Source organism: Paracoccus laeviglucosivorans (assembly GCF_900182695.1).
GTDB lineage: Bacteria > Pseudomonadota > Alphaproteobacteria > Rhodobacterales > Rhodobacteraceae > Paracoccus > Paracoccus laeviglucosivorans.
This window is the reverse complement of record NZ_FXTK01000005.1, coordinates 53,615-72,129: the sequence shown is the minus strand read 5'-3', so window position 1 is coordinate 72,129 and position 18,515 is coordinate 53,615. Positions and strand designations below refer to the sequence as shown.

Below are 18,515 nucleotides of genomic sequence, written 5' to 3'. Positions count from 1 at the left end.
GGACACTGATCCAGAACAGGGCGGCGGGGTATTCCCCCGCCGCTTTCGCTATGCGGTGGCCGCGGCCAATGCCTGATCCAGATCCGCGATCAGGTCCGCAGGGTCTTCGATCCCGATGGACAGCCGCACCACGTCCGGCCCCGCGCCTGCCGCGATCTTTTGCGCATCCGTCAACTGGCTATGCGTGGTCGAGGCCGAATGGATCACCAGCGAACGCGCATCGCCCAGATTGGCGACATGGCTGAACAGCCGCAGGTGATCGACCAGCTTCACCGCAGCGTCATAGCCGCCCTTGATCGCAAAGGTGAACAGCGCCCCTGCCCCCTTGGGATAGACGCGCTGCGCCGTTTCATACCATGGCGAGGACGCGAGCCCCGCATAGGTGACCGAGGTGACGCGGCTGTCACTCTCCAGCCAATCGGCCACGATGCGGGCGTTTTCGACGTGTCGGGCCATGCGCAGGCCCAAGGTTTCTATCCCCATGAGCGTGTAATGCGCGGCCTGCGGGTTCATGGTCATGCCCAGATCGCGCAAGCCGATGGCAATGCCGTGGAAGGTAAAGGCAAGATTGCCAAAGGTCTTGTGAAACGTCAGCCCGTGATAGGCGGGTTCAGGCTGCGACAGGCTGGGAAACTTGTCGGATGCAGACCAGTCGAAGCGCCCGCTATCCACAACTGCGCCGCCGGTGACCGTGCCGTTTCCGGTCAGGTATTTCGTCAGGCTGTGGACAACCAGCGTGGCGCCCATCTCGATCGGCTTGCAAAGCGACGGTGTGGCCAGCGTGTTGTCCACGATCAGCGGCAGGCCCAGTTCGTCAGCTATCCGGGCCACTGCCGGAATATCGGTGACATAGCCGCCGGGGTTGCTGATCGATTCACAAAATATCGCGCGGGTGTCGTCATCCGCCGCCGCGCGCAGCGCGTCGAGATCGTCCAGATCGACGAATTTCACGCCCCAGCCGAAGCGTTTGATCGTCTGGCTGAACTGCGTGATGGTTCCGCCATAAAGCCTTGTCGATGCGATGATATTCCGGCCCGGTCCCATCAGCGGGAACAGCGCCAGAATTTGCGCCGCATGACCCGAGGAGCAGCAGACTGCGCCAGCCCCCCCTTCGAGCGCGGCAATACGGGCTTGCAGCGCCGAAACGGTGGGATTGGTCAGGCGGGAATAGATATAGCCCACCTCTTGCAGGCCAAACAGCCGCGCGGCATGGGCGGCGTCCTGGAAGACGTAAGCAGTGGTCTGATAGATCGGCACCTGCCGCGCGCCTGTCGCCGGATCCGGCGCTGCGCCCGCATGGATGGCGTTGGTGTCAAAGCCCCAGTTCTCGGACATAACCCTTCCTCCCTGATGTCGGGGTTGAGACTAGGGCAAGCCGGACATGTTGCAACGTTTAAGAAAAATATTCGCCGCCGGGCGGGCGGCGCGGCGGCGAATGGGTATTTGCAGAACTAAGAAGAGTTCAGTCGCGCATCTGCCGGATCAGTTGCGCCAGATGTTCGGTCGAAGGATCATGGCCTGGGGTCGCACCCCCATCCAGAAGCGGCGCGACTTTCAGCGCCAGTTCCTTGCCAAGCTCAACCCCCCATTGATCGAAGCTGTTGATGCCGAGGATCGCGCCTTCGACGAAAACGCGGTGTTCGTAAAGCGCGACGATCTGGCCCAGCACGAAGGGCGACAGTTCCTGCATCACCAGCGTCGTCGAAGGGCGGTTGCCGGGGAAGACGCGGTGGCGCGCCTGACGGTCCAGTTCAGCACCCGCGAGCCCTTTAGCCTGCATCAGCGCGCGGGCCTCGTCCAGCGAACGGCCGCGCATCAGCGCCTCGGACTGCGCAAGGCAGTTGGCGATCAGCAGCAGGTGGTGATGGGCCAGATGCGGTTCATGGCCGCGTGCGGCAATCATGAATTCGCAGGGGATGATAGCCGTGCCCTGATGGATCAGCTGGTAGAAGGCGTGCTGGCCGTTCGTCCCCGGCTCACCCCAGATCACCGGACCCGAGGGGATGGTCAGATCGCTGCCGTCCATCGCTACGCGCTTGCCGTTCGATTCCATTTCGAGCTGCTGGAGATAGGCGGGCAGACGCGCAAGGCGGTTGTCATAGGGCAGCACGGCGCGCGTGCCGTATCCGCAGACCTGATGGTGCCAGATGCCCACCAGCGCAAGGATGATGGGCAGGTTCCGGTCGGCAGGTGCATTACGGAAATGCGTGTCCATGGCCAGACCGCCTGCGAGGAAATCCTCGAACGCGTCGGGGCCGATGGCGATCATCAGCGACAGGCCGATGGGCCCCCACATGGAATAGCGGCCACCGACCCAATCCTCGAAGCCGAAGACGCGGTCGGCGTCGATGCCCCATTGCGCGGTCTTGCCCTGCGCGGATGACAGCGCGGCGAATTGCGCGGCGGGCGTGGTGACCGAGGTCGCCATCCAGTCCCGCGCGGTTGCGGCATTGGTCATCGTCTCGATCGTGGTGAAGGTCTTTGAGGCGACGATCACCAGCGTCGTCGCGGGATCCAGCGCCTTGAGCGTATCTGCGATGTCGGCCCCGTCCACGTTCGAGACGAAATGCACCCGCGGCCCGTCATGCCACGGCGACAGGGCCCGCGCGGCCATGGCCGGACCGAGATCCGACCCGCCGATGCCGATATTGACCACATCGGTGATCTTACCGCCCTGCCCCGCGAAGCCGCCATTACGCACGCGGGTCGCGAAATCGCGCATCCGGGCATGGGTTTCGCGCACATCGGGCATCACGTCGCGCCCATCGACCGTGACCGAGCCTTGCAGATTGCGCAGGGCAGTGTGCAGGACCGCGCGGTCCTCGGTTTCATTGATGCGGTCGCCTGCGAACATGGCATCGCGACGGGCGGCGACGGGTTGGGCCAGTTCCAGAAGCAGGTCGCGCGCCTTGGCATCAATCGCAGTCTTGGACCAGTCGAGGACCAGGCCGTCAGCCGCGGTCGAGCAGCTTTCGGCACGGTTCGGATCGGCGTCGAACAGGGCTTCGATGCGCAACGCGCCCTGTGCGCTGCGATGTTCGGCCAGACGGTCCCAGATGTTGGTCATGTAATGCTCACTCTGCCCAATGCACGGTAATATCGCCAAGAAAGGCGCGGATCGGCGCGTCTTTTGCGTCCAGCGTCTGGGCACGTTCCAGCGCCGCACGCTTTTCCGCGCCGGTGATCATCAGATGGGTGTTGATCGACTTGGACAGCGCGGGCGCGGTCAGGGTGATGCGCGGCTCATCGCTTTGGCCGCGCACGGCCATGACGAGCGGCGCATCCGAGGCCAAGGCCAGCGCGGTTTCCGGCGCACCGGGAAACAGGCTGGCCGTATGCATATCCGCGCCCATGCCCAGCAGCAGGACGGTGATCGGCAGCTGGTCGCGGATGCGTTCCGACAGACCCTCGGCCGCCGCCTCGGGTTCGGCATCGCCGGTATAAAGGTCGATGTAATTCGCCGCCTCGGCCTTGCCGGTCAGCAGATGGCGATGCAGTAGCCGGGAATTCGAGCGGTTGTGTTCGCGATCGACCCAGCGTTCGTCGTTCAGGAATACCGTGACGCGCGACCAGTCGAGTTCGCTGCCCGACATCGAATTGAAGACCGGGGCGGGCGTCGTGCCGCCGGGCACGCAAAGACTGGCGGTTTCATTGGTACGCAGGTGCTGCGCCAACTGGCCCGCCAACTTGCTGGCCAGCGACAGCGCCAACATCTCGCGGTCGGGGTATTCGACGAATTCCAGCGTCATGGCCTAATCTCCCTCCAGCGGCGGTTGTCGCGATGCAGCAGGCGCAGCGCCTCATCCGGGCCGCTTGAGCCGGGATCATAAGGCTCGGGGCGTTTCGATCCAGCCTCCCAATCGGCGATGATCGGATCGGTCCATGCCCATGCCGCCTCGACCTCATCCCCGCGCATGAACAGGGTCTGGTTGCCGCGGATCACGTCCATGATCAGACGTTCATAAGCGTCGGGCATGTCCGTGCCGTTTTCGCCAAGCGCGTCAGCAAAGCTCATGTCCAAGGGAACCTGCACCAGACGCATCCCGCCGGGGCCCGGCTCTTTGATCATCACGGTCAGATCCATGCCTTCGTTCGGTTGCAGCTTGATGACAAGCTGGTTGGAACGCGGCCCGTCGCTTTCGTCAAAGATCGAATGCGGCGGCGCCTTGAAGGTCACGACGATTTCGCTGGTCCGCGCCCGCAGCCGCTTGCCCGTGCGCAGATAGAAGGGCGTGCCAGACCAGCGCCAGTTCGCGATGCGCACCTTGAGCGCGACAAAACTTTCCGTGCGAGATTGCGGATTGCCCGCATCGGCCAGATAGCCGGGTTCGTCTCCATCCGCCTGATATTGGCCGCGCACGATGTCGCCCGGTTCCAGCGGCTCAAGCGCGCGGATCACCTTCAGCTTTTCGTCCCGCACGGCGTCGGGGTCGAAATGATAGGGCGGCTCCATCGCGATCAGGCACAGAAGCTGCATCATGTGGTTCTGGACCATGTCGCGCATCGCGCCCGAATGGTCGTAATATTCGCCGCGCCCGCCGACACCCACGGTTTCGGCCACCGTGATCTGGACGTGATCGACATATTGCGCGTTCCACAGCGGTTCGAACAGCATGTTGGCAAACCGCACGGCCATCAGGTTCTGGACGGTTTCCTTGCCCAGATAATGGTCGATCCGGTAGATCTGGTTTTCCGCGAAATGCTGCGCCAGCGTCTGGTTCAGCGCCCGCGCGGTCGCAAGATCGCGGCCAAAGGGCTTTTCGACGACAATGCGGCTGTTGGTATCGGCAATCCCGTATGAGGCAAGACGCTGCGCAATATCGCCAAACAGCGCCGGCGCGACCGAGAAATAGAAGGCGTGCACGCCCTCGGGCCGGATGCGGGCCTTGAGTTCGTCCCATCCGTCGCTGCCGCGTGCGTCGATCGCGACATAGGCCAGATGGCGCAGGAAATCGTCAAGCTGGGAAAGATCGTCGCCTTTGCCCGCGAATTCCTGGATAGCGGCCCTGGCTTCGGCGCGAAACGCCTCATCGTCCTGCTTGGTGCGGGCGGCCCCGATGATCTGGGCCGTGGCGGGCACCTGCCCCGCGACAAAGCGGCGATAAAGGCCCGGCAGGATCTTGCGATGCGCCAGATCCCCCGTTGCGCCAAAGATCACAAGGTCGAAGTCGTCAACCGGAATGATGCGTGAAACCATCAAGCTCTCCTCATCGCTGATCTGGCGATTACCCATTGTTAGCGATAACATCAACCAAGACCTTCCTTAGGAACGACCCTTGCCCGAACGGCCGTCGGGTTCAACCCCGGCTTTGTCGAACCGTTCGATCGCCTTGGCAAGACGCGGCAGGCGGGCGCGGCGCATCAATTCCTTGCGCGTGATTGCACCGCCCGCATTCAAGGCACGTTTTTCCGTCGCGACAATGGCCGCAAGCACTGTCTCGGGGGCCAAAGCATGGAAATCGCGCAGGAATTCGTCAGGATGAATGGCGCGCAGCCCGACCTGCGCCAACGCACGGGCCGGAAAGTCGCGCAGATTCGCGGTGACGATGACCAGAGCGTCTGCCGCAAGCGCAGCTTCGACCACATGCAGATCGGCTGGATCGGGCAGATCCAGCGCAAAGACCTGCTGCGGCGTGACCATCGCCTGTGGAAAACGGTCGGTCAGCAGGGCGATCTCGACCCCGGCGGGAATGCCCTGCCGTTCGGCGGCGTGCCGCCATTCGTTCAGGATGCGCTGCGACCAGATCGGCTGGTAAAGTCCGGCGGCTGCGCAATCCGCAAGGATTTCGCGCAGGACCGTCGGATAAAGGACGCAGGCGTCCAGAACCGCCTTCATCCGTCAAGCCGGAAGAACAGCGATTTCAGGTAACCCGATTCGGCCAGTTGCGGCAGCACAGGGTGGTCGGGCCCGGCCTGCCCGGTATGGATCAGCTGCATCCGCCGCCCGCCGCGCCCGATGCCGCGCGCGCTGGCATTGCGGAACGCGGTCAGGTCGGCGGCATGGCTGCACGAACACAGGCCAAGATAGCCGCCCGGCGCGACCAGCGGCGCGGCCAGTTTCGCCACACGCTCATATGCGCGCAGCCCGGCCTCAAGCGCGGGTTTCGACGGAGCGAAAGCGGGCGGATCGCAGATCACCACGTCGAATTGCGCGCCTTCCTCGGCCAAAGCCTCAAGCTGGGCGAAGGCGTCGCCCTGGCGCGTGACCAACCGGTCGGCCGCGCCCATAGCCTGCGCACCGCCGCGCGCCAGCTCCAATGCGGGGGCCGATCCATCGACGCAGGTTGCCTGCGTGGCCCCTGCGGCCAGCGCGGCAAGGCCGAAGCCGCCGACATGCGAAAACACGTCCAGCACCCGCGCGCCTTGGGACAGGCGCTGCGCGAAGGCGTGGTTCGGACGCTGGTCGTAGAACAGGCCGGTCTTTTGCCCACCCAGCAGATCGGCCAGATAGATCGCGCCGTTCATCTGCACCTGCACCGGGGCGTCGATGCCGCCCGACAGGGTTTCCATCCGCTCGGGCAGACCCTCAAGCCCGCGTGCGCGGCCCTGCCCGTTCAGGATCACGGTCGAAACGCCCGCAACCTCGCGCAGCGCATCGGCGATGTCGCCCACCATGCGTTCGGCCCATGCGGCATTGGGCTGGATGACGGCAGCATCGCCGAAGCGGTCGATGATCACACCGGGCAACCCGTCCGCCTCGGCATGGATCAGGCGATAGAACGGCTTGTCGAACAGACGCTCCCGCATCGCCAGCGCGCGCGACAGACGCGCCGCGATCCAGGCACGATCGATCTGCGCCTGCGGGTCGGGGTCCATCATCCGTGCGATAATGCGCGAATCGGCGTTGAAGGTGACGATGCCCAAGGGGCTGCGCTCGGCATCCTCCAGCACGGCAAAGCTGCCCGCAGCAATCGCACGGGTGCGGCGGTCGGTCACGAGTTCATCCGCGAAGACCCATGGGAAACCATGACGGATCGCCTGGGGTTTGGATTTCGGACGCAGGCGGATGATTGGCAGTTCTGTCATGGTGGCCTCATATAGACCCAAGCAGGATTGCCATTTGTGACCGCGCGGGGCAAGAGCGGGGCAGTTGTCCCGTTATCGCTAACGGTCTATATCTTTGACAGGAGGGTTGCCAGCCATGACCATGCACGCCACCATCGACCGCGTTACGGACCGGATCCGTGAACGCTCGCTGAAAAGCCGCGCCGCCTATCTTGCCAAGATTGCCCGCGCCGCCGAGGAAGGGCCGCGCCGCGCCCATCTGTCCTGCGGAAACCAGGCCCATGCCTATGCCGCCATGCCCGACAAGCAGGACATGGCAACGACGCGCAAGCCCAATATCGGCATCGTCACCGCCTTCAACGACATGCTGTCGGCGCACCAGCCATATGAACGGTATCCCGACCTGATCCGCAGCGCGGCCCATGCGGCGGGGGCTACCGCGCAGGTCGCAGGCGGTGTGCCCGCCATGTGCGACGGCGTGACCCAAGGCCGCGCCGGGATGGAGCTTTCGCTGTTCTCGCGCGACGTGATCGCGCTGGCTTCGGGCGTGGCGCTGTCACATGACGTCTTTGACGCGGCGATGTATCTGGGCGTCTGCGACAAGATCGTGCCGGGGCTGATCATCGCGGCGGGCACGTTCGGCCATATCCCTGCGGTCTTTGTGCCTGCCGGGCCGATGCCTTCGGGGCTGCCCAATGACGAAAAATCCAAGGTCCGCCAGCAATTCGCGACCGGAGAGATCGGGCGCGACGCCCTGATGGCTGCCGAGATGGCCAGCTATCACGCGCCGGGAACCTGCACGTTCTATGGCACCGCGAACACCAACCAGATGCTGATGGAGTTCATGGGCCTGCACCTGCCCGGCTCCAGCTTTGTGAACCCGAACACACCGCTGCGCGAGGCGCTGACCGTCGCCGCCGTCCACCGCGCCGCCAGCATCACGCGGCTGGGCAACGACTATCTGCCCGCGGGCGAGGTTCTGGACGAACGCGCCTTTGTCAACGGCATCGTCGGGCTGATGTCCACAGGCGGCTCAACGAACCTGATCCTGCACCTGCCCGCAATGGCACGTGCGGCAGGCGTGCTGCTGGACCTTGAGGACTTCCACGACTTGTCGGAAACCGTGCCGCTGATGGCCCGCGTCTATCCCAACGGGCTGGCCGACGTGAACCATTTCCACGCGGCTGGCGGCTTGGGCTATATGATCGCGCAGCTTCTGGATGCGGGTCTGCTGCATCAGGATGTGCGCACGATTACCGGGGCAGGACTGGACAGCTATGCCCAGGAACCGCAACTGCGCGACGGTGCGGTGCATTGGGTGGCAGGCGCGCGGGAAACCCTGAACGACAAGATCCTGCGTCCCGCGACCGATCCCTTTGCCCCGACCGGCGGGTTGAAGCAACTGGCCGGAAACCTTGGTCGCGGCGTCATCAAGGTGTCCGCCGTCGCCCCCGAACGCCATGTGATCGAAGCCCCCGCCCGCGTCTTTGCCGATCAGGAGGAGGTGAAGGCCGCCTTCAAACGCGGCGAATTCACCAGCGACACCATCGTCGTCGTGCGCTTTCAGGGGCCGCGTGCCAACGGGATGCCGGAACTGCATTCGCTGACCCCGACCCTTGCCGTGTTGCAGGATCGCGGGCTGCGCGTGGCGCTGGTCACCGATGGGCGCATGTCGGGCGCGTCGGGCAAGGTTCCTGCGGCCATCCACATCTCGCCCGAGGCGGCGGATGGTGGGCCGCTGGCACGGGTGCAGGATGGTGACATGATCCGGCTGGATGCCGTGGCCGGGACGCTGGAATGTCTGGCCGAAGGCTTCGACAGCCGCAGCCCCGCCAGTTTCGACCCAGAAACCTCGGCCGAGGGGATGGGTCGCGAATTGTTCCGCGCCTTCCGCGCGCATGTCGGTCCCGCGACCGAAGGCGCGGCGGTGGTCGTTTGACGGCTAATGGTCAAGGCATCGTTGCGGTGCCTTGACCAATTCATCCGGCATCGCGCAGCCGCCAAAGGCGTGGCGCAGGTCGATCAGCCTGCCCGCCTCCTCGGGTCGGGCGAACAGCAGGGTCAGCGCCCTGCCCCCGCGTTCGTCATTGATCCCGAAGATACGGGCATCGACCCGAAAATGCCGCCCGGACTTCGAGATATGGGCCAGTTCGGGCAGATGCGCGCCCTGCTGCGCGGGGATGGCCAGCAAGTCGTTCATCCGCCCCGCGCAGCGTTCGCCAAGTCCGAACAGCACCCAGACCGGCTGGTCCAGCAATTCGTCGCGCACATAGCCCGTCAGCCGCAAATAACACTGATTGATCGCCAGAATCCGGCCCGTGGCATCCAGCGCCAGAACGGCGCGATGCGTGTGCAGCGCGCGCATGGCACGGTCCAGCCCCTTGGTCATCAACAGTTGGTCGAACATCAGCAAACTCCAATCCGGGTTCACCCAAGGCTAAAGCCAATCCCCTAAGAAACCGTTAGCGGATCATGCCTGAACAGGTTCGCCGAACCGGTCCAGCATCCGGTCGCGGATCTGGTCGCGAATCTGGCGATACAATGCCAGCTTCGCCTCGCGTCCTTCGGCCAGTCCTGTGGGGTCCATGATCGGCCAGTATTCGACCTCAAGATGGGCGACCCGCGTCAGTTCCAGCGCCTGCCGCTGGCTGGCGGGCGACAGCGCCACGATCAGGTCGAAACTGCCCAGATCGTCGCCCCATTCCTTCATCTCATCGAAAGAACGCGAGCGGTGCTTGGACAGCTCGACCCCGATTTCCTGACAGACGGCGATGGCGAAACCGTCGATCTCCATGTCGTTCTTGACGCCCGCCGACTGCACATAGGCGCTGCGACCATACAGCTTTTTCATCATCCCCTCGGCCATGGGCGAGCGAATCGCATTGTGATCGCAGCAGAACAGAACCGAGGGGGGGATCGATCCGGCCAAGTATCACTCCGGGATCAGGGCGCAGATCAGCGTGAACAGGCGGCGCGAGGTGTCGATATCGACCACGGCCTTGCCCTCCAGCCGTTCCTGCAAGGTGCGCGCACCTTCGTTGTGGATGCCGCGCCGGGCCATGTCGATCGCCTCGATCTGGGCGGGCGGCAGGCGCTTCACCGCGTCGAAATAGCTGGCGCATATCTGGAAATAGTCTTTGACCGTCTGGCGGAACGGACCCATCGACAGATGAAATTCGGCAACTTTTTCCGCGTTTTCGGTGGAAATGTCGAAAACCAGCCGCCGTTCGCGCAGCGCCAGCACCAGCGCATAAGGACCGGGCGGGGCCTCCTGCCCTTCGCGACCGGGCAGGCTGAAGCTGTTATCCTCCAGCAGGTCGAAAACCGCGACGCGCCGGTCCTGCTCCATCTCGGGCGAGGGGGGCGGCAGCGCGCTGTCGTCGATGTCGATCCGGCACAGCCGGTCAGTCTGTTCCGTCATTGCGCCCTCCGTTCAGGGACTCGAGCCGAGCAGACACCGAAAGTCCGTGCGCGGAAAGCCCCTCTGATGCGGCAAGGCGCACGGCGGCGGGACCGATGGCCCCCAGCGCGTCGGGCGACAGCTTGGCGATGGTGGTGCGTTTCAGGAAATCCAGCACCGACAGACCCGACGAAAACCGTGCCGAACGCGCCGTCGGCAGGACGTGGTTCGGACCGCTGACGTAATCGCCCACCGCCTCGGGCGTCCAGCCGCCCATGAAGATCGCGCCTGCATGGCGGGTTTTCAGCGACAAAGCCTCGGGGTCGTCCACGCAAAGTTCAAGGTGCTCGGGTGCGATACGGTCAGACAGCGCCGCCGCCTCGTCCAGATCGCGGGTGACGATGACGCAGCCGTAATCGCGCCAGCTTGCGCCCGCGACAGCGGCGCGCGGCAGCGTGGGCAGCAGGCGTTCCACCTCGGCCACGACCGCTTCGGCCAGCGCCTGATCGGGGGAAATCAGGATAGATTGCGCATCGGCGTCGTGCTCGGCCTGCGCCAGCAGGTCCAGCGCCAGCCATTCGGGGTTCTGCACGCCTTGCGCAATCACCAGCACCTCGGATGGGCCGGCGATCATGTCGATGCCGACGCGGCCAAAGACGTGACGCTTGGCCGCCGCGACATAGGCATTGCCCGGCCCGGTGATCTTGTCCACCGGGCGGATGGTTTCGGTGCCGTAGGCCATGGCCGCGACCGCCTGCGCCCCGCCGATGCGATAAACCTCATCGACGCCCGCAAGTTCGGCGGCCAGCAGCACCAGCGGATTGACCACGCCGTCAGGCGTCGGCACGCAGATCACCAGACGTTCGACCCCGGCCACCCGCGCCGGGATGGCGTTCATCAGGACCGAGGAAGGGTAGCTGGCCTGCCCGCCCGGCACGTAAAGCCCCGCTGCCGAAACCGGCGTCCAGCGCCAGCCCAGCGTCGCGCCCTCGGGGTCGGTCCAGCGCATGTCTTCGGGAACCTGACGGGCGTGATAGGCCCGGATGCGGTTCGCGGCCTGCGTCAGTGCGGCGCGATCCTCGGCCGAGACCTTGGCGGTTTCCGCGGCAATCTCCTCGCGCGTGAAGGCCAGACCTTGCGACACGTCCAGCCGGTCGAAACGCGCGGTCAGATCGACCACAGCCGCATCGCCGCGCTTGCGCACATCGGCGATGATCGTGGCCACGGCATCATTCACATCCGCCGCATCTTCGCGCTTCATATGCAGCATCTCGGTGAAACGCTGGTCGAAATCGGGCTGGGCGGTATTCAGGAAGATGGGCATGGTCACGCTTTCGATTGTCCCGCTGTTGATAGCGGCTGCGTGAAACCTGCTCAAGCGCCGTCAAGATCGCGCATCATCTCAATCTCGGGCGTGCCATGGGCATTGGTCACGCCGGTCCTGCCGGTGTCGCGAAAGCCAAGGCGTGCATACAGCGCGAACGCATGGGCATTGCCGCGCACCACGTTCAGCCCGATCGAGCGCATGCCTTTCGCCTGCGCATCCGTCATCACGGCGGCGATCGCAGCCTGTGCGTGTCCCCTGCCCCGACCGGCGGGGCGGCAATACACGGATATAAGCCACGCCCGCCGGGCATCGTGCGGGTCCAGATCCGCCATCCACGATGCGGTCGCCAGCATATGGTCGGGCGTATCGCCCGCCACGAATGTCGGGGCGACGATCAGCCGGGCTTCGAAATCCGCAAGTGGACGCGCCGACCAGTCGGCATGGGTGCTGTCGAACACCTCGGGGGCCAGTCGCAGCGCCTCAAGCCGCAGGTCGCGCCATGTCGCGGCCTGCTCTGGTCCGACGCGCCAGACGATCATGCCTCGGGGTGCTGCGGTGCGCGGCGCGAGGGCGCGATATAGGGCCGCGTCACGTCACGCAATTCGACGTTCAGGCATTCCGCCGTCACGGCCAGCGTGCCGTCGCCCGCAAATTCCAGCAGCAGCCGACCCGTGCCATCCTGACCCGGTTCCCATTTCATGGCCAGCAGTTCAAGGATCAGGTCGTTGTCACCCCGGTCGATCCCGTCGCTGAGCACGCGCTGCACATCCGAAATCAACAGGACCGAGCGGACACGCTCATAGGGGCGCTCCTCGCGCCGGGCCATGTCGGCATCTTCCCAGCGAAAGCGATTCAGCAGCAGCGCCAACTGATGACGGCGCATGTCATAGGAAATCTCGGTCACCGGCAGCACCGAATCCTGCACCAGTGCCGACAGCACGGTCAGGTCTTCGGCATCGCCCGCCATCAAGGCCAGCGGCGCGGGGTCGGCGTCGTTGAAGCTTGCGTCATGCATCGACTGGCTCCTTGATGCGTTCGATATCAGCGCCCACGCCGCGCAGCTTGCGCACGACTTTCTCATAGCCGCGATCAAGGTGATAGACGCGGCTGACGATGGTTTCCCCTTCGGCGGCCAGACCCGCAAGGATCAGGCTGACACTGGCACGCAGATCCGTTGCCATCACCGGCGCACCGCGCAGCTTGGCCACACCGTGAACCGTGGCATGACCGCCGTGCACCTCGATCCGGGCGCCCATGCGGGTCAGTTCCGGGGCGTGCATAAAGCGGTTTTCGAAGATCCTTTCCTCAAGCACCGAGGTGCCTTCGGCAGTGCAAAGCAGCGCCATCATCTGCGCCTGCAGATCGGTTGGGAAACCGGGGAAAGGCTCGGTCACGACATCGACGGCACGGATGCGGCCATTCTTGCGCGCCACTTTCAGACCACGTTCGGTTTCGGTCACCGAAACCCCTGCCGCGTCCAGTTTTTCGCAGAATGCCGACAACAGGTTGATGCGGCCGCCCAGCAGTTCCACCTCGCCGCCGCAGATCGCGGGGGCCAGCATGTAAGTGCCAAGCTCGATCCGGTCGGTGACGACGGGATGCGTCGCACCACCAAGCGCCTGCACGCCCTGAATGGTGATGGTCGATGTGCCCTCGCCCTCGATCTGCGCGCCCATGCGGCGCAGGCATTCCGCAAGGTCGACGATTTCGGGCTCACGCGCGGCGTTTTTCAGGACCGTCGTGCCGCGTGCCAGCGTCGCCGCCAGCAGCGCGTTTTCCGTGGCCCCGACCGAGACGATCGGGAAATCGATGACCGCCCCGCGCAGCCCGCCTGCGGGGGCCTTGGCATGAACGTAACCGTCACGCAGATCCAGTTCCGCGCCCATCGCCTCGAAGGCTTTCAGGTGCAGGTCCACCGGACGCGCACCGATGGCGCAGCCGCCGGGCAGCGACACGACCGCATGACCATCCCGCGCCAGCATCGGCCCCAGGACAAGGATCGAGGCCCGCATCTTGCGCACGATGTCGTAATCGGCGGTATGGTTGTCCAGACCGTGGCTGGACAGCGCCAGAACCCTGCCTTCCTGCAGGCTGGCCACTTCGGCACCCAGGGATTGCAGCAGCGCGGTCATGGTGCGGATGTCGGAAAGCCGCGGCGCGTTGGTCAGCGTCAGCGGCTGATCCGTCAGAAGCGTTGCCGGCATGAGCGTCAGGCAGGCGTTCTTGGCCCCGGCGATCGGGATCTCGCCATGCAGCGGCCCGTTCCCCCTTACGATGATCTGGTCCATCTATTCCTCGTTCCCGGCCATGCGCCCTTCCGGCGTCTGCGGCCCATGCTGCTCATCATCCTCGGACTCTTGTGCGGTCCGGGCGCGGCCTTGCGCCTTGCGTTTGGCAAGATTGGCGCGCAGCGCCGCCTTGAGGCGCGCCTCGCGGTCACTGGCTGCATCCGGTTTGCGCGGTCCCTTGGTCATATTCGACCTGTTACCCTTTGCGGCGCCGTGCGTCCAGCGGGCGCTAACATCGGGGCGCGGCGGCAAAGTTGGTTTTTTTCCGAACTCCCCCCTTGCGCCCTCTGCGCGCACGGTCTAAAGCCCCCTCCACGATGCTGTGGTAGCTCAGTGGTAGAGCACACCCTTGGTAAGGGTGAGGTCGAGAGTTCAATCCTCTCTCACAGCACCATCGTCCTCTGATTGAAAAAACGATGCGTGTTTCAGGCGATTTTTCGCCTATGCATCACGCAATTTTTTCGACGCCCCCAACCCGGCTTCTGCTTGTCTCATGGAACCTGCCGGAATCGCCCGCGTTTTACCCACAGAACGCCACAGATTAAGGGAGAAGTCGGATGAAAGGCATCGTCGCTTGGCTGTTAGGGGTGCCGGTTGTCGTCATCATTCTGTTGTATGTGACAGGTATTTTCTGAAGTCGATGTCCCCCATCAGTATCATTGCGCCCGGCAGACCCCCACTGCCGGGCGTTTCCTTTTGCCGAAGCGGTTCGCACCGCCTGCACGCGCCCATAACAACCCATTGAACGCGCCCCGCCCCTTTGGCATGAGGGATGCGTTCCTATGGCCGGCAATCGCGGGCCCAAACCGAAAAGGATACCCGAATGTCCGACATCAAACGCATCGACACCGGCGCCCGCATGAGCGGTGCTGTGGTCCATAACGGCACCATCTATCTGGCGGGCCAGGTCGCACTGGGCGCCTCCGTCACCGAACAGACCCAAGGCGCGCTGGCCGAGGTCGATCGCCTGCTGGCGGCATGTGGTTCGGACAAGACGCGCATCCTCTCGACCCAGATCTGGCTGGCCGATATGGCCGACTTCGCCGAGATGAACGCCGTCTGGGATCAATGGGTCCCGCAGGGCCATACCCCAGCCCGCGCCACCGGCGAATCGAAACTGGCGACCCCCGACTATAAGGTCGAGGTCATCGTGGTTGCTGCGCTGTAAGCACGCCCATGACCGACCGCGCGGCGCGCAGGCCCGGAGCCTCGCCGCCGCGCCCCAGTCGGTCCATCGTCAGGGCCATCGCCGCGTGCTGGACCCGACGCGCCTCGGGGTCTTCGATCAGGTGCAGCAGCGCCTGCGACATCGGACCCGGCTGGCATTTCCGCCCGATATATTCAGGCACGACCCGCGTTTCGCTGACCAGATTGACCAGCGTGACGGTATCTGTTTTCAGCAGCATTCCAATGATCATGCGGCTTAGCGGCGCCACGTCATAACCGATGACCATCGGCACGTCATTCGCCGCCAGATCCAGACTGACCGTGCCCGATGCCGCCAGCGCCAGATCGGCCGCCGCGAAAGCCGCGCGCCGCTCCTCGGCCGTCTCGACGACGACGGGGGCGGTGGGCCAGCGTTTCGCCATGTCACGCACCAAGGGCGCGACGCCGCGCACCGTCGATATCACGACGCGGATTTCCGGCACGCGGTCGCGCAGCCGCATCAGAGCCTCGTCGAAGCGGGGGCCAAGGCGCGCAACCTCGCCGCGCCGGGAGCCGGGCAGGCACAGGATCAGCGGCGCGTCTGGCGCAATTCCCTGCGTGGCGCGGAAAGCCGCACCGTCATCCTTGCTGGCGACGGGTTCGGCGGCGATGGGATGGCCCACGAAATCGCAGGTCATGCCGGCGGCGCGCATATATTCCGGCTCAAACGGCAGCAGTGCCAGAACATGGTCGATGACCTTGGCCATCTTTGCCGCCCGCCCCGGACGCCACGCCCAGACCGAGGGGGCGACATAATGCACCGTTTTCAGATCGGGCAGGATCGCCCGCGCCTGACGTGCGACGCGCAGGCAGAAGTCCGGGCTGTCGATGGTGATCAGAACGTCCGGTCGCGCCTCGGCCACGGCCTGCGCGGTCTGCCGGATGCGCGCCTTGAGCTGGCGGTATTTGGGCAGCACCTCGACGATGCCCATGACCGACAGCTCCTCCATCGGAAACAGGCTTTCCAGACCCTGCGCCGCCATGGCCTGCCCACCGACGCCCTGAAAAATCGCCTGCGGATCAAGGCTTTTCAGCCCTGCCATCAACGGTCCACCCAGATTGTCGCCCGAAGGCTCGCCCGCGATCAGGAAATACTTCATGGACCTGCTCCGGCTTCAGCGTCGAGCTTTTGGGTATTTGGAAAACAAGGCAGACGCAAACGCTTCCTTGTTTTCCAGTTGCCCAATTACGGCCTTGCCCACAGGAACAGCCCTGCGGCATTCGCGGCATCAATAGCCGCCTCACGTTCCAGCAAGATGACGCTGCCCGCTTCCCATGCAATCCCGCCCAGACCTGCGGCGGCGGCCTGACGCACGGTGTCGGGGCCGATGGTGGGCAGGTCGATACGGCGGTCCTGACCGGGCTTCGGCGCTTTGTAAAGCACGCCCTTGGGACCGTTGGGATCGGGCTTCAGCCCGGAATGCAGCGCCGCGAATTCCAGCATGGCCTGCGTGCCGGGCAGTGCCTCGATCGCAAGGCAAAGCCCTTGAGCCACGACCGCGCCCTGCCCCACGTCCAGCGGACCCATGCCCTGCACGATCTGGGCTGCGCGCTCGGCATCCTTCTTGTCGCGGGCCGAGGGTTCTCCGGCCAGGACGCCTTCGCCGGGGACCAGATCGGGCAGCACCTGATCGACGGACAGGACCGACAGGCCCGCCTCCTCGAACACGTCCAGAACGGCGCGCAGGGCGGCATCGTCGCCCGACTGCATCCCCATCAGGATGCGCGGCACGATGGCCATGGTGCGCTGGTCGAAAAGGTCGGGCTCGATCCGCGGACGGCGGATCGCCCCGGCAAAGACGACCTGCGTCACGCCCTGATCGGTCAGTTCATCCAGAAACGGCACAAGGCGTTCCAGCCGAAAGGGCTGCGCGGGAACCTGCGGGTTCAGATTGTGCAGCGCATAGACAAGCGGTTCGTCCAGTGCTGCAGCGATGGCGGGGGCCAAAAGCCCCTCGCCCGCGATCAATGCGATACGGCTCATGAATGGGGTGCCAGAAAGCTGCGGTCCGAGGGACCAAGGATGAAGTCCAGAACCTCGCGCACCATGTCGGGATGTTCGGCACCGGCCATTTCGCGGGCGGTTTCGCGGAAGCTGCCTTCGCCCAGCTTGTGAAGCATGTCGCGCAGCGCGTGGATTTCGTCGCGCGACGCGCCGCGGCGGCGCAGGCCCACCACGTTCAGCCCGTCCAGCTGCCCCCGAGGGCCATGCACCATGCCAAAGGGAATCACGTCAGCCGTCACCATGGTCAGCGCGCCGATCATGGCACCGCGTCCGATGCGGACGAACTGATGCACGCCGACCAGACCGCCGATGGTCACGTCATCTTCGACCACGCAATGTCCGGCCAATGCGGCATGGTTCACGACGGTGACGCGGTTGCCCACCTGACAATCATGCGCGACATGGCTGCCCGCAAGGAACAGACCGTCATCGCCGATCCGGGTGATGCCGCCGCCGCCTTCGGTTCCGGGGTTCATCGTCACATGTTCGCGGATGCGGTTGCGCGCGCCGATGATCAGCCGGGTCTTTTCACCCTTGAACTTGCGATCCTGCGGCACCTCGCCGATCGAGGAAAACGGGAAGATCTGGGTTTCGTCCCCGATTTCGGTATCGCCCGCAATGACGACATGGGATTTAAGCACGACGCCCCGGCCCAGCTTCACATCCGGGCCGATGACGCAGAACGGCCCGATCTCGCAGCCCTCGCCGATCTTCGCGGCGGGGTCCACGACGGCCGAGGGGTGGATGATCGGATCAGCCATTTTCACCACGATTCAGCATGGCCATCACCTCGGCTTCGGCGGCAATTTCGCCGTTGACGATGGCGCGGCCTTCGAATTTCCAGACTTTTCCGCCGCCGCGCAGGGTCTTCATGTGCAGTTCCAGCACATCGCCCGGCACGACCTTGCGGCGAAAGCGGCATTTGTCGATGGCCATGAAATAGGTGCCCATCCCCTTGCCCGCCAGATCAAGGCTGGCCCCGACCAGAACGGCGGCGGACTGCGCCATCGCTTCGATGATCAGGACACCCGGCATGACGGGCTCCTGCGGAAAGTGCCCTTCGAAATGCGGTTCGTTCGAAGTGACGTTCTTGATGCCCACGCAGCTTTCCATCGGCACGATGTCGCGCACCTTGTCCACCAACAGGAAAGGATAGCGATGCGGCAGAATACGCTTGATCGTCGCAAGATCGACCTCGGTCGGCGGGATGTAACTGGTCTCGTCGGCGGCCATGCGCGGTCCTTTGGATAGTGTTTCCATTTGCCTAGCAACGAGGGGCGGGCT

20 protein-coding genes and 1 tRNA gene are annotated in these 18,515 nt (G+C 64.6%); 3 read left to right on the top strand and 18 right to left on the bottom strand.

What is annotated here, in order from left to right:
* Positions 1-48: 48 nt before the first annotated feature.
* From FN835_RS07675 to FN835_RS07650, 6 genes are all read right to left on the bottom strand, one after another.
* Positions 49-1,335 carry an O-acetylhomoserine aminocarboxypropyltransferase/cysteine synthase family protein gene (locus FN835_RS07675; protein ID WP_142662632.1) on the bottom strand — a complete coding sequence of 429 codons (1,287 nt, stop codon included), beginning with the start codon at positions 1,333-1,335 and terminating at the stop codon, positions 49-51.
* Between the two features lie 127 nt (positions 1,336-1,462).
* Entirely contained in the window at positions 1,463-3,067 is a 1,605-nt protein-coding gene (gene pgi / locus FN835_RS07670; RefSeq protein WP_142662631.1) for a glucose-6-phosphate isomerase, read from the bottom strand.
* Between the two features lie 7 nt (positions 3,068-3,074).
* Positions 3,075-3,749: a 6-phosphogluconolactonase gene (pgl, locus tag FN835_RS07665; protein WP_142662630.1), complete on the bottom strand. Its 675-nt coding sequence runs from the start codon at positions 3,747-3,749 to the stop codon at positions 3,075-3,077.
* Positions 3,746-5,197 (bottom strand): glucose-6-phosphate dehydrogenase, encoded by a 1,452-nt coding sequence (gene zwf, locus FN835_RS07660; protein WP_142662629.1) that lies wholly within the window; start codon positions 5,195-5,197, stop codon positions 3,746-3,748. The genes pgl and zwf overlap by 4 nt, the downstream gene beginning before the upstream one ends.
* 66 nt (positions 5,198-5,263) lie before the next feature.
* The gene (locus FN835_RS07655) at positions 5,264-5,836 is read right to left on the bottom strand and encodes an RSP_2648 family PIN domain-containing protein (RefSeq protein WP_142662628.1); all 573 of its coding nucleotides are present in this window, start codon (positions 5,834-5,836) and stop codon (positions 5,264-5,266) included.
* On the bottom strand, positions 5,833-7,026 hold the full coding sequence (locus FN835_RS07650) for an RSP_2647 family RNA methyltransferase (protein WP_142662627.1): 1,194 nt from the start codon (positions 7,024-7,026) through the stop codon (positions 5,833-5,835). Before FN835_RS07650 ends, FN835_RS07655 begins: the two co-directional genes overlap by 4 nt.
* A gap of 115 nt (positions 7,027-7,141) precedes the next feature.
* Here FN835_RS07650 and edd point away from each other — a divergent pair, with 115 nt between their 5' ends.
* Positions 7,142-8,944, top strand: a complete 1,803-nt coding sequence (gene edd, locus FN835_RS07645; protein ID WP_142662626.1) for a phosphogluconate dehydratase — start codon at positions 7,142-7,144, stop codon at positions 8,942-8,944.
* A gap of 3 nt (positions 8,945-8,947) precedes the next feature.
* Here the strand turns inward: edd and FN835_RS07640 are convergent, their stop codons facing one another.
* From FN835_RS07640 to FN835_RS07605, 8 genes are all read right to left on the bottom strand, one after another.
* A complete protein-coding gene (locus tag FN835_RS07640) occupies positions 8,948-9,412 on the bottom strand; it encodes a PAS domain-containing protein (RefSeq protein ID WP_142662625.1) in 465 nt (154 codons plus the stop codon).
* Positions 9,413-9,475: 63 nt separating this feature from the next.
* Positions 9,476-9,934, bottom strand: a complete 459-nt coding sequence (locus tag FN835_RS07635) for an arsenate-mycothiol transferase ArsC (protein WP_142662624.1) — start codon at positions 9,932-9,934, stop codon at positions 9,476-9,478.
* Between the two features lie 3 nt (positions 9,935-9,937).
* A complete protein-coding gene (locus FN835_RS07630; protein WP_142662623.1) occupies positions 9,938-10,426 on the bottom strand; it encodes a UPF0262 family protein in 489 nt (162 codons plus the stop codon).
* Positions 10,410-11,729, bottom strand: coding sequence for a histidinol dehydrogenase (gene hisD, locus FN835_RS07625; RefSeq protein WP_142662622.1), 1,320 nt, complete (start codon positions 11,727-11,729; stop codon positions 10,410-10,412). Before hisD ends, FN835_RS07630 begins: the two co-directional genes overlap by 17 nt.
* A gap of 50 nt (positions 11,730-11,779) precedes the next feature.
* Positions 11,780-12,271 carry a GNAT family N-acetyltransferase gene (locus FN835_RS07620; protein ID WP_142662621.1) on the bottom strand — a complete coding sequence of 164 codons (492 nt, stop codon included), beginning with the start codon at positions 12,269-12,271 and terminating at the stop codon, positions 11,780-11,782.
* Entirely contained in the window at positions 12,268-12,747 is a 480-nt protein-coding gene (locus FN835_RS07615) for a DUF2948 family protein (RefSeq protein ID WP_142662620.1), read from the bottom strand. The genes FN835_RS07620 and FN835_RS07615 overlap by 4 nt, the downstream gene beginning before the upstream one ends.
* Positions 12,740-14,020 (bottom strand): UDP-N-acetylglucosamine 1-carboxyvinyltransferase, encoded by a 1,281-nt coding sequence (gene murA / locus FN835_RS07610; RefSeq protein ID WP_142662619.1) that lies wholly within the window; start codon positions 14,018-14,020, stop codon positions 12,740-12,742. Before murA ends, FN835_RS07615 begins: the two co-directional genes overlap by 8 nt.
* A complete protein-coding gene (locus FN835_RS07605; protein WP_142662618.1) occupies positions 14,021-14,206 on the bottom strand; it encodes a hypothetical protein in 186 nt (61 codons plus the stop codon).
* A 133-nt stretch (positions 14,207-14,339) separates the two neighbouring features.
* On the opposite strand from FN835_RS07605, the gene FN835_RS07600 reads away from it, so the two are divergent.
* Positions 14,340-14,414 (top strand) — tRNA-Thr (locus FN835_RS07600).
* Between the two features lie 429 nt (positions 14,415-14,843).
* Positions 14,844-15,188, top strand: a complete 345-nt coding sequence (locus tag FN835_RS07595; protein WP_142662617.1) for a RidA family protein — start codon at positions 14,844-14,846, stop codon at positions 15,186-15,188.
* Here FN835_RS07595 and lpxB read toward each other — a convergent pair.
* The 4 genes from lpxB to fabZ all read right to left on the bottom strand — a co-directional run bounded on the left by lpxB (position 15,166) and on the right by fabZ (position 18,464).
* Positions 15,166-16,326, bottom strand: coding sequence for a lipid-A-disaccharide synthase (lpxB, locus tag FN835_RS07590; RefSeq protein WP_142662616.1), 1,161 nt, complete (start codon positions 16,324-16,326; stop codon positions 15,166-15,168). The two genes, FN835_RS07595 and lpxB, sit on opposite strands and share 23 nt — an antisense overlap.
* A gap of 86 nt (positions 16,327-16,412) precedes the next feature.
* A complete protein-coding gene (locus FN835_RS07585; protein WP_142662615.1) occupies positions 16,413-17,210 on the bottom strand; it encodes an LpxI family protein in 798 nt (265 codons plus the stop codon).
* Positions 17,207-17,992 carry an acyl-ACP--UDP-N-acetylglucosamine O-acyltransferase gene (lpxA, locus tag FN835_RS07580; protein ID WP_142662614.1) on the bottom strand — a complete coding sequence of 262 codons (786 nt, stop codon included), beginning with the start codon at positions 17,990-17,992 and terminating at the stop codon, positions 17,207-17,209. Before lpxA ends, FN835_RS07585 begins: the two co-directional genes overlap by 4 nt.
* Complete coding sequence (gene fabZ, locus FN835_RS07575; RefSeq protein ID WP_246098669.1) at positions 17,985-18,464, bottom strand: 3-hydroxyacyl-ACP dehydratase FabZ; 480 nt, start codon at positions 18,462-18,464, stop codon at positions 17,985-17,987. Before fabZ ends, lpxA begins: the two co-directional genes overlap by 8 nt.
* Positions 18,465-18,515 lie beyond the last annotated feature (51 nt).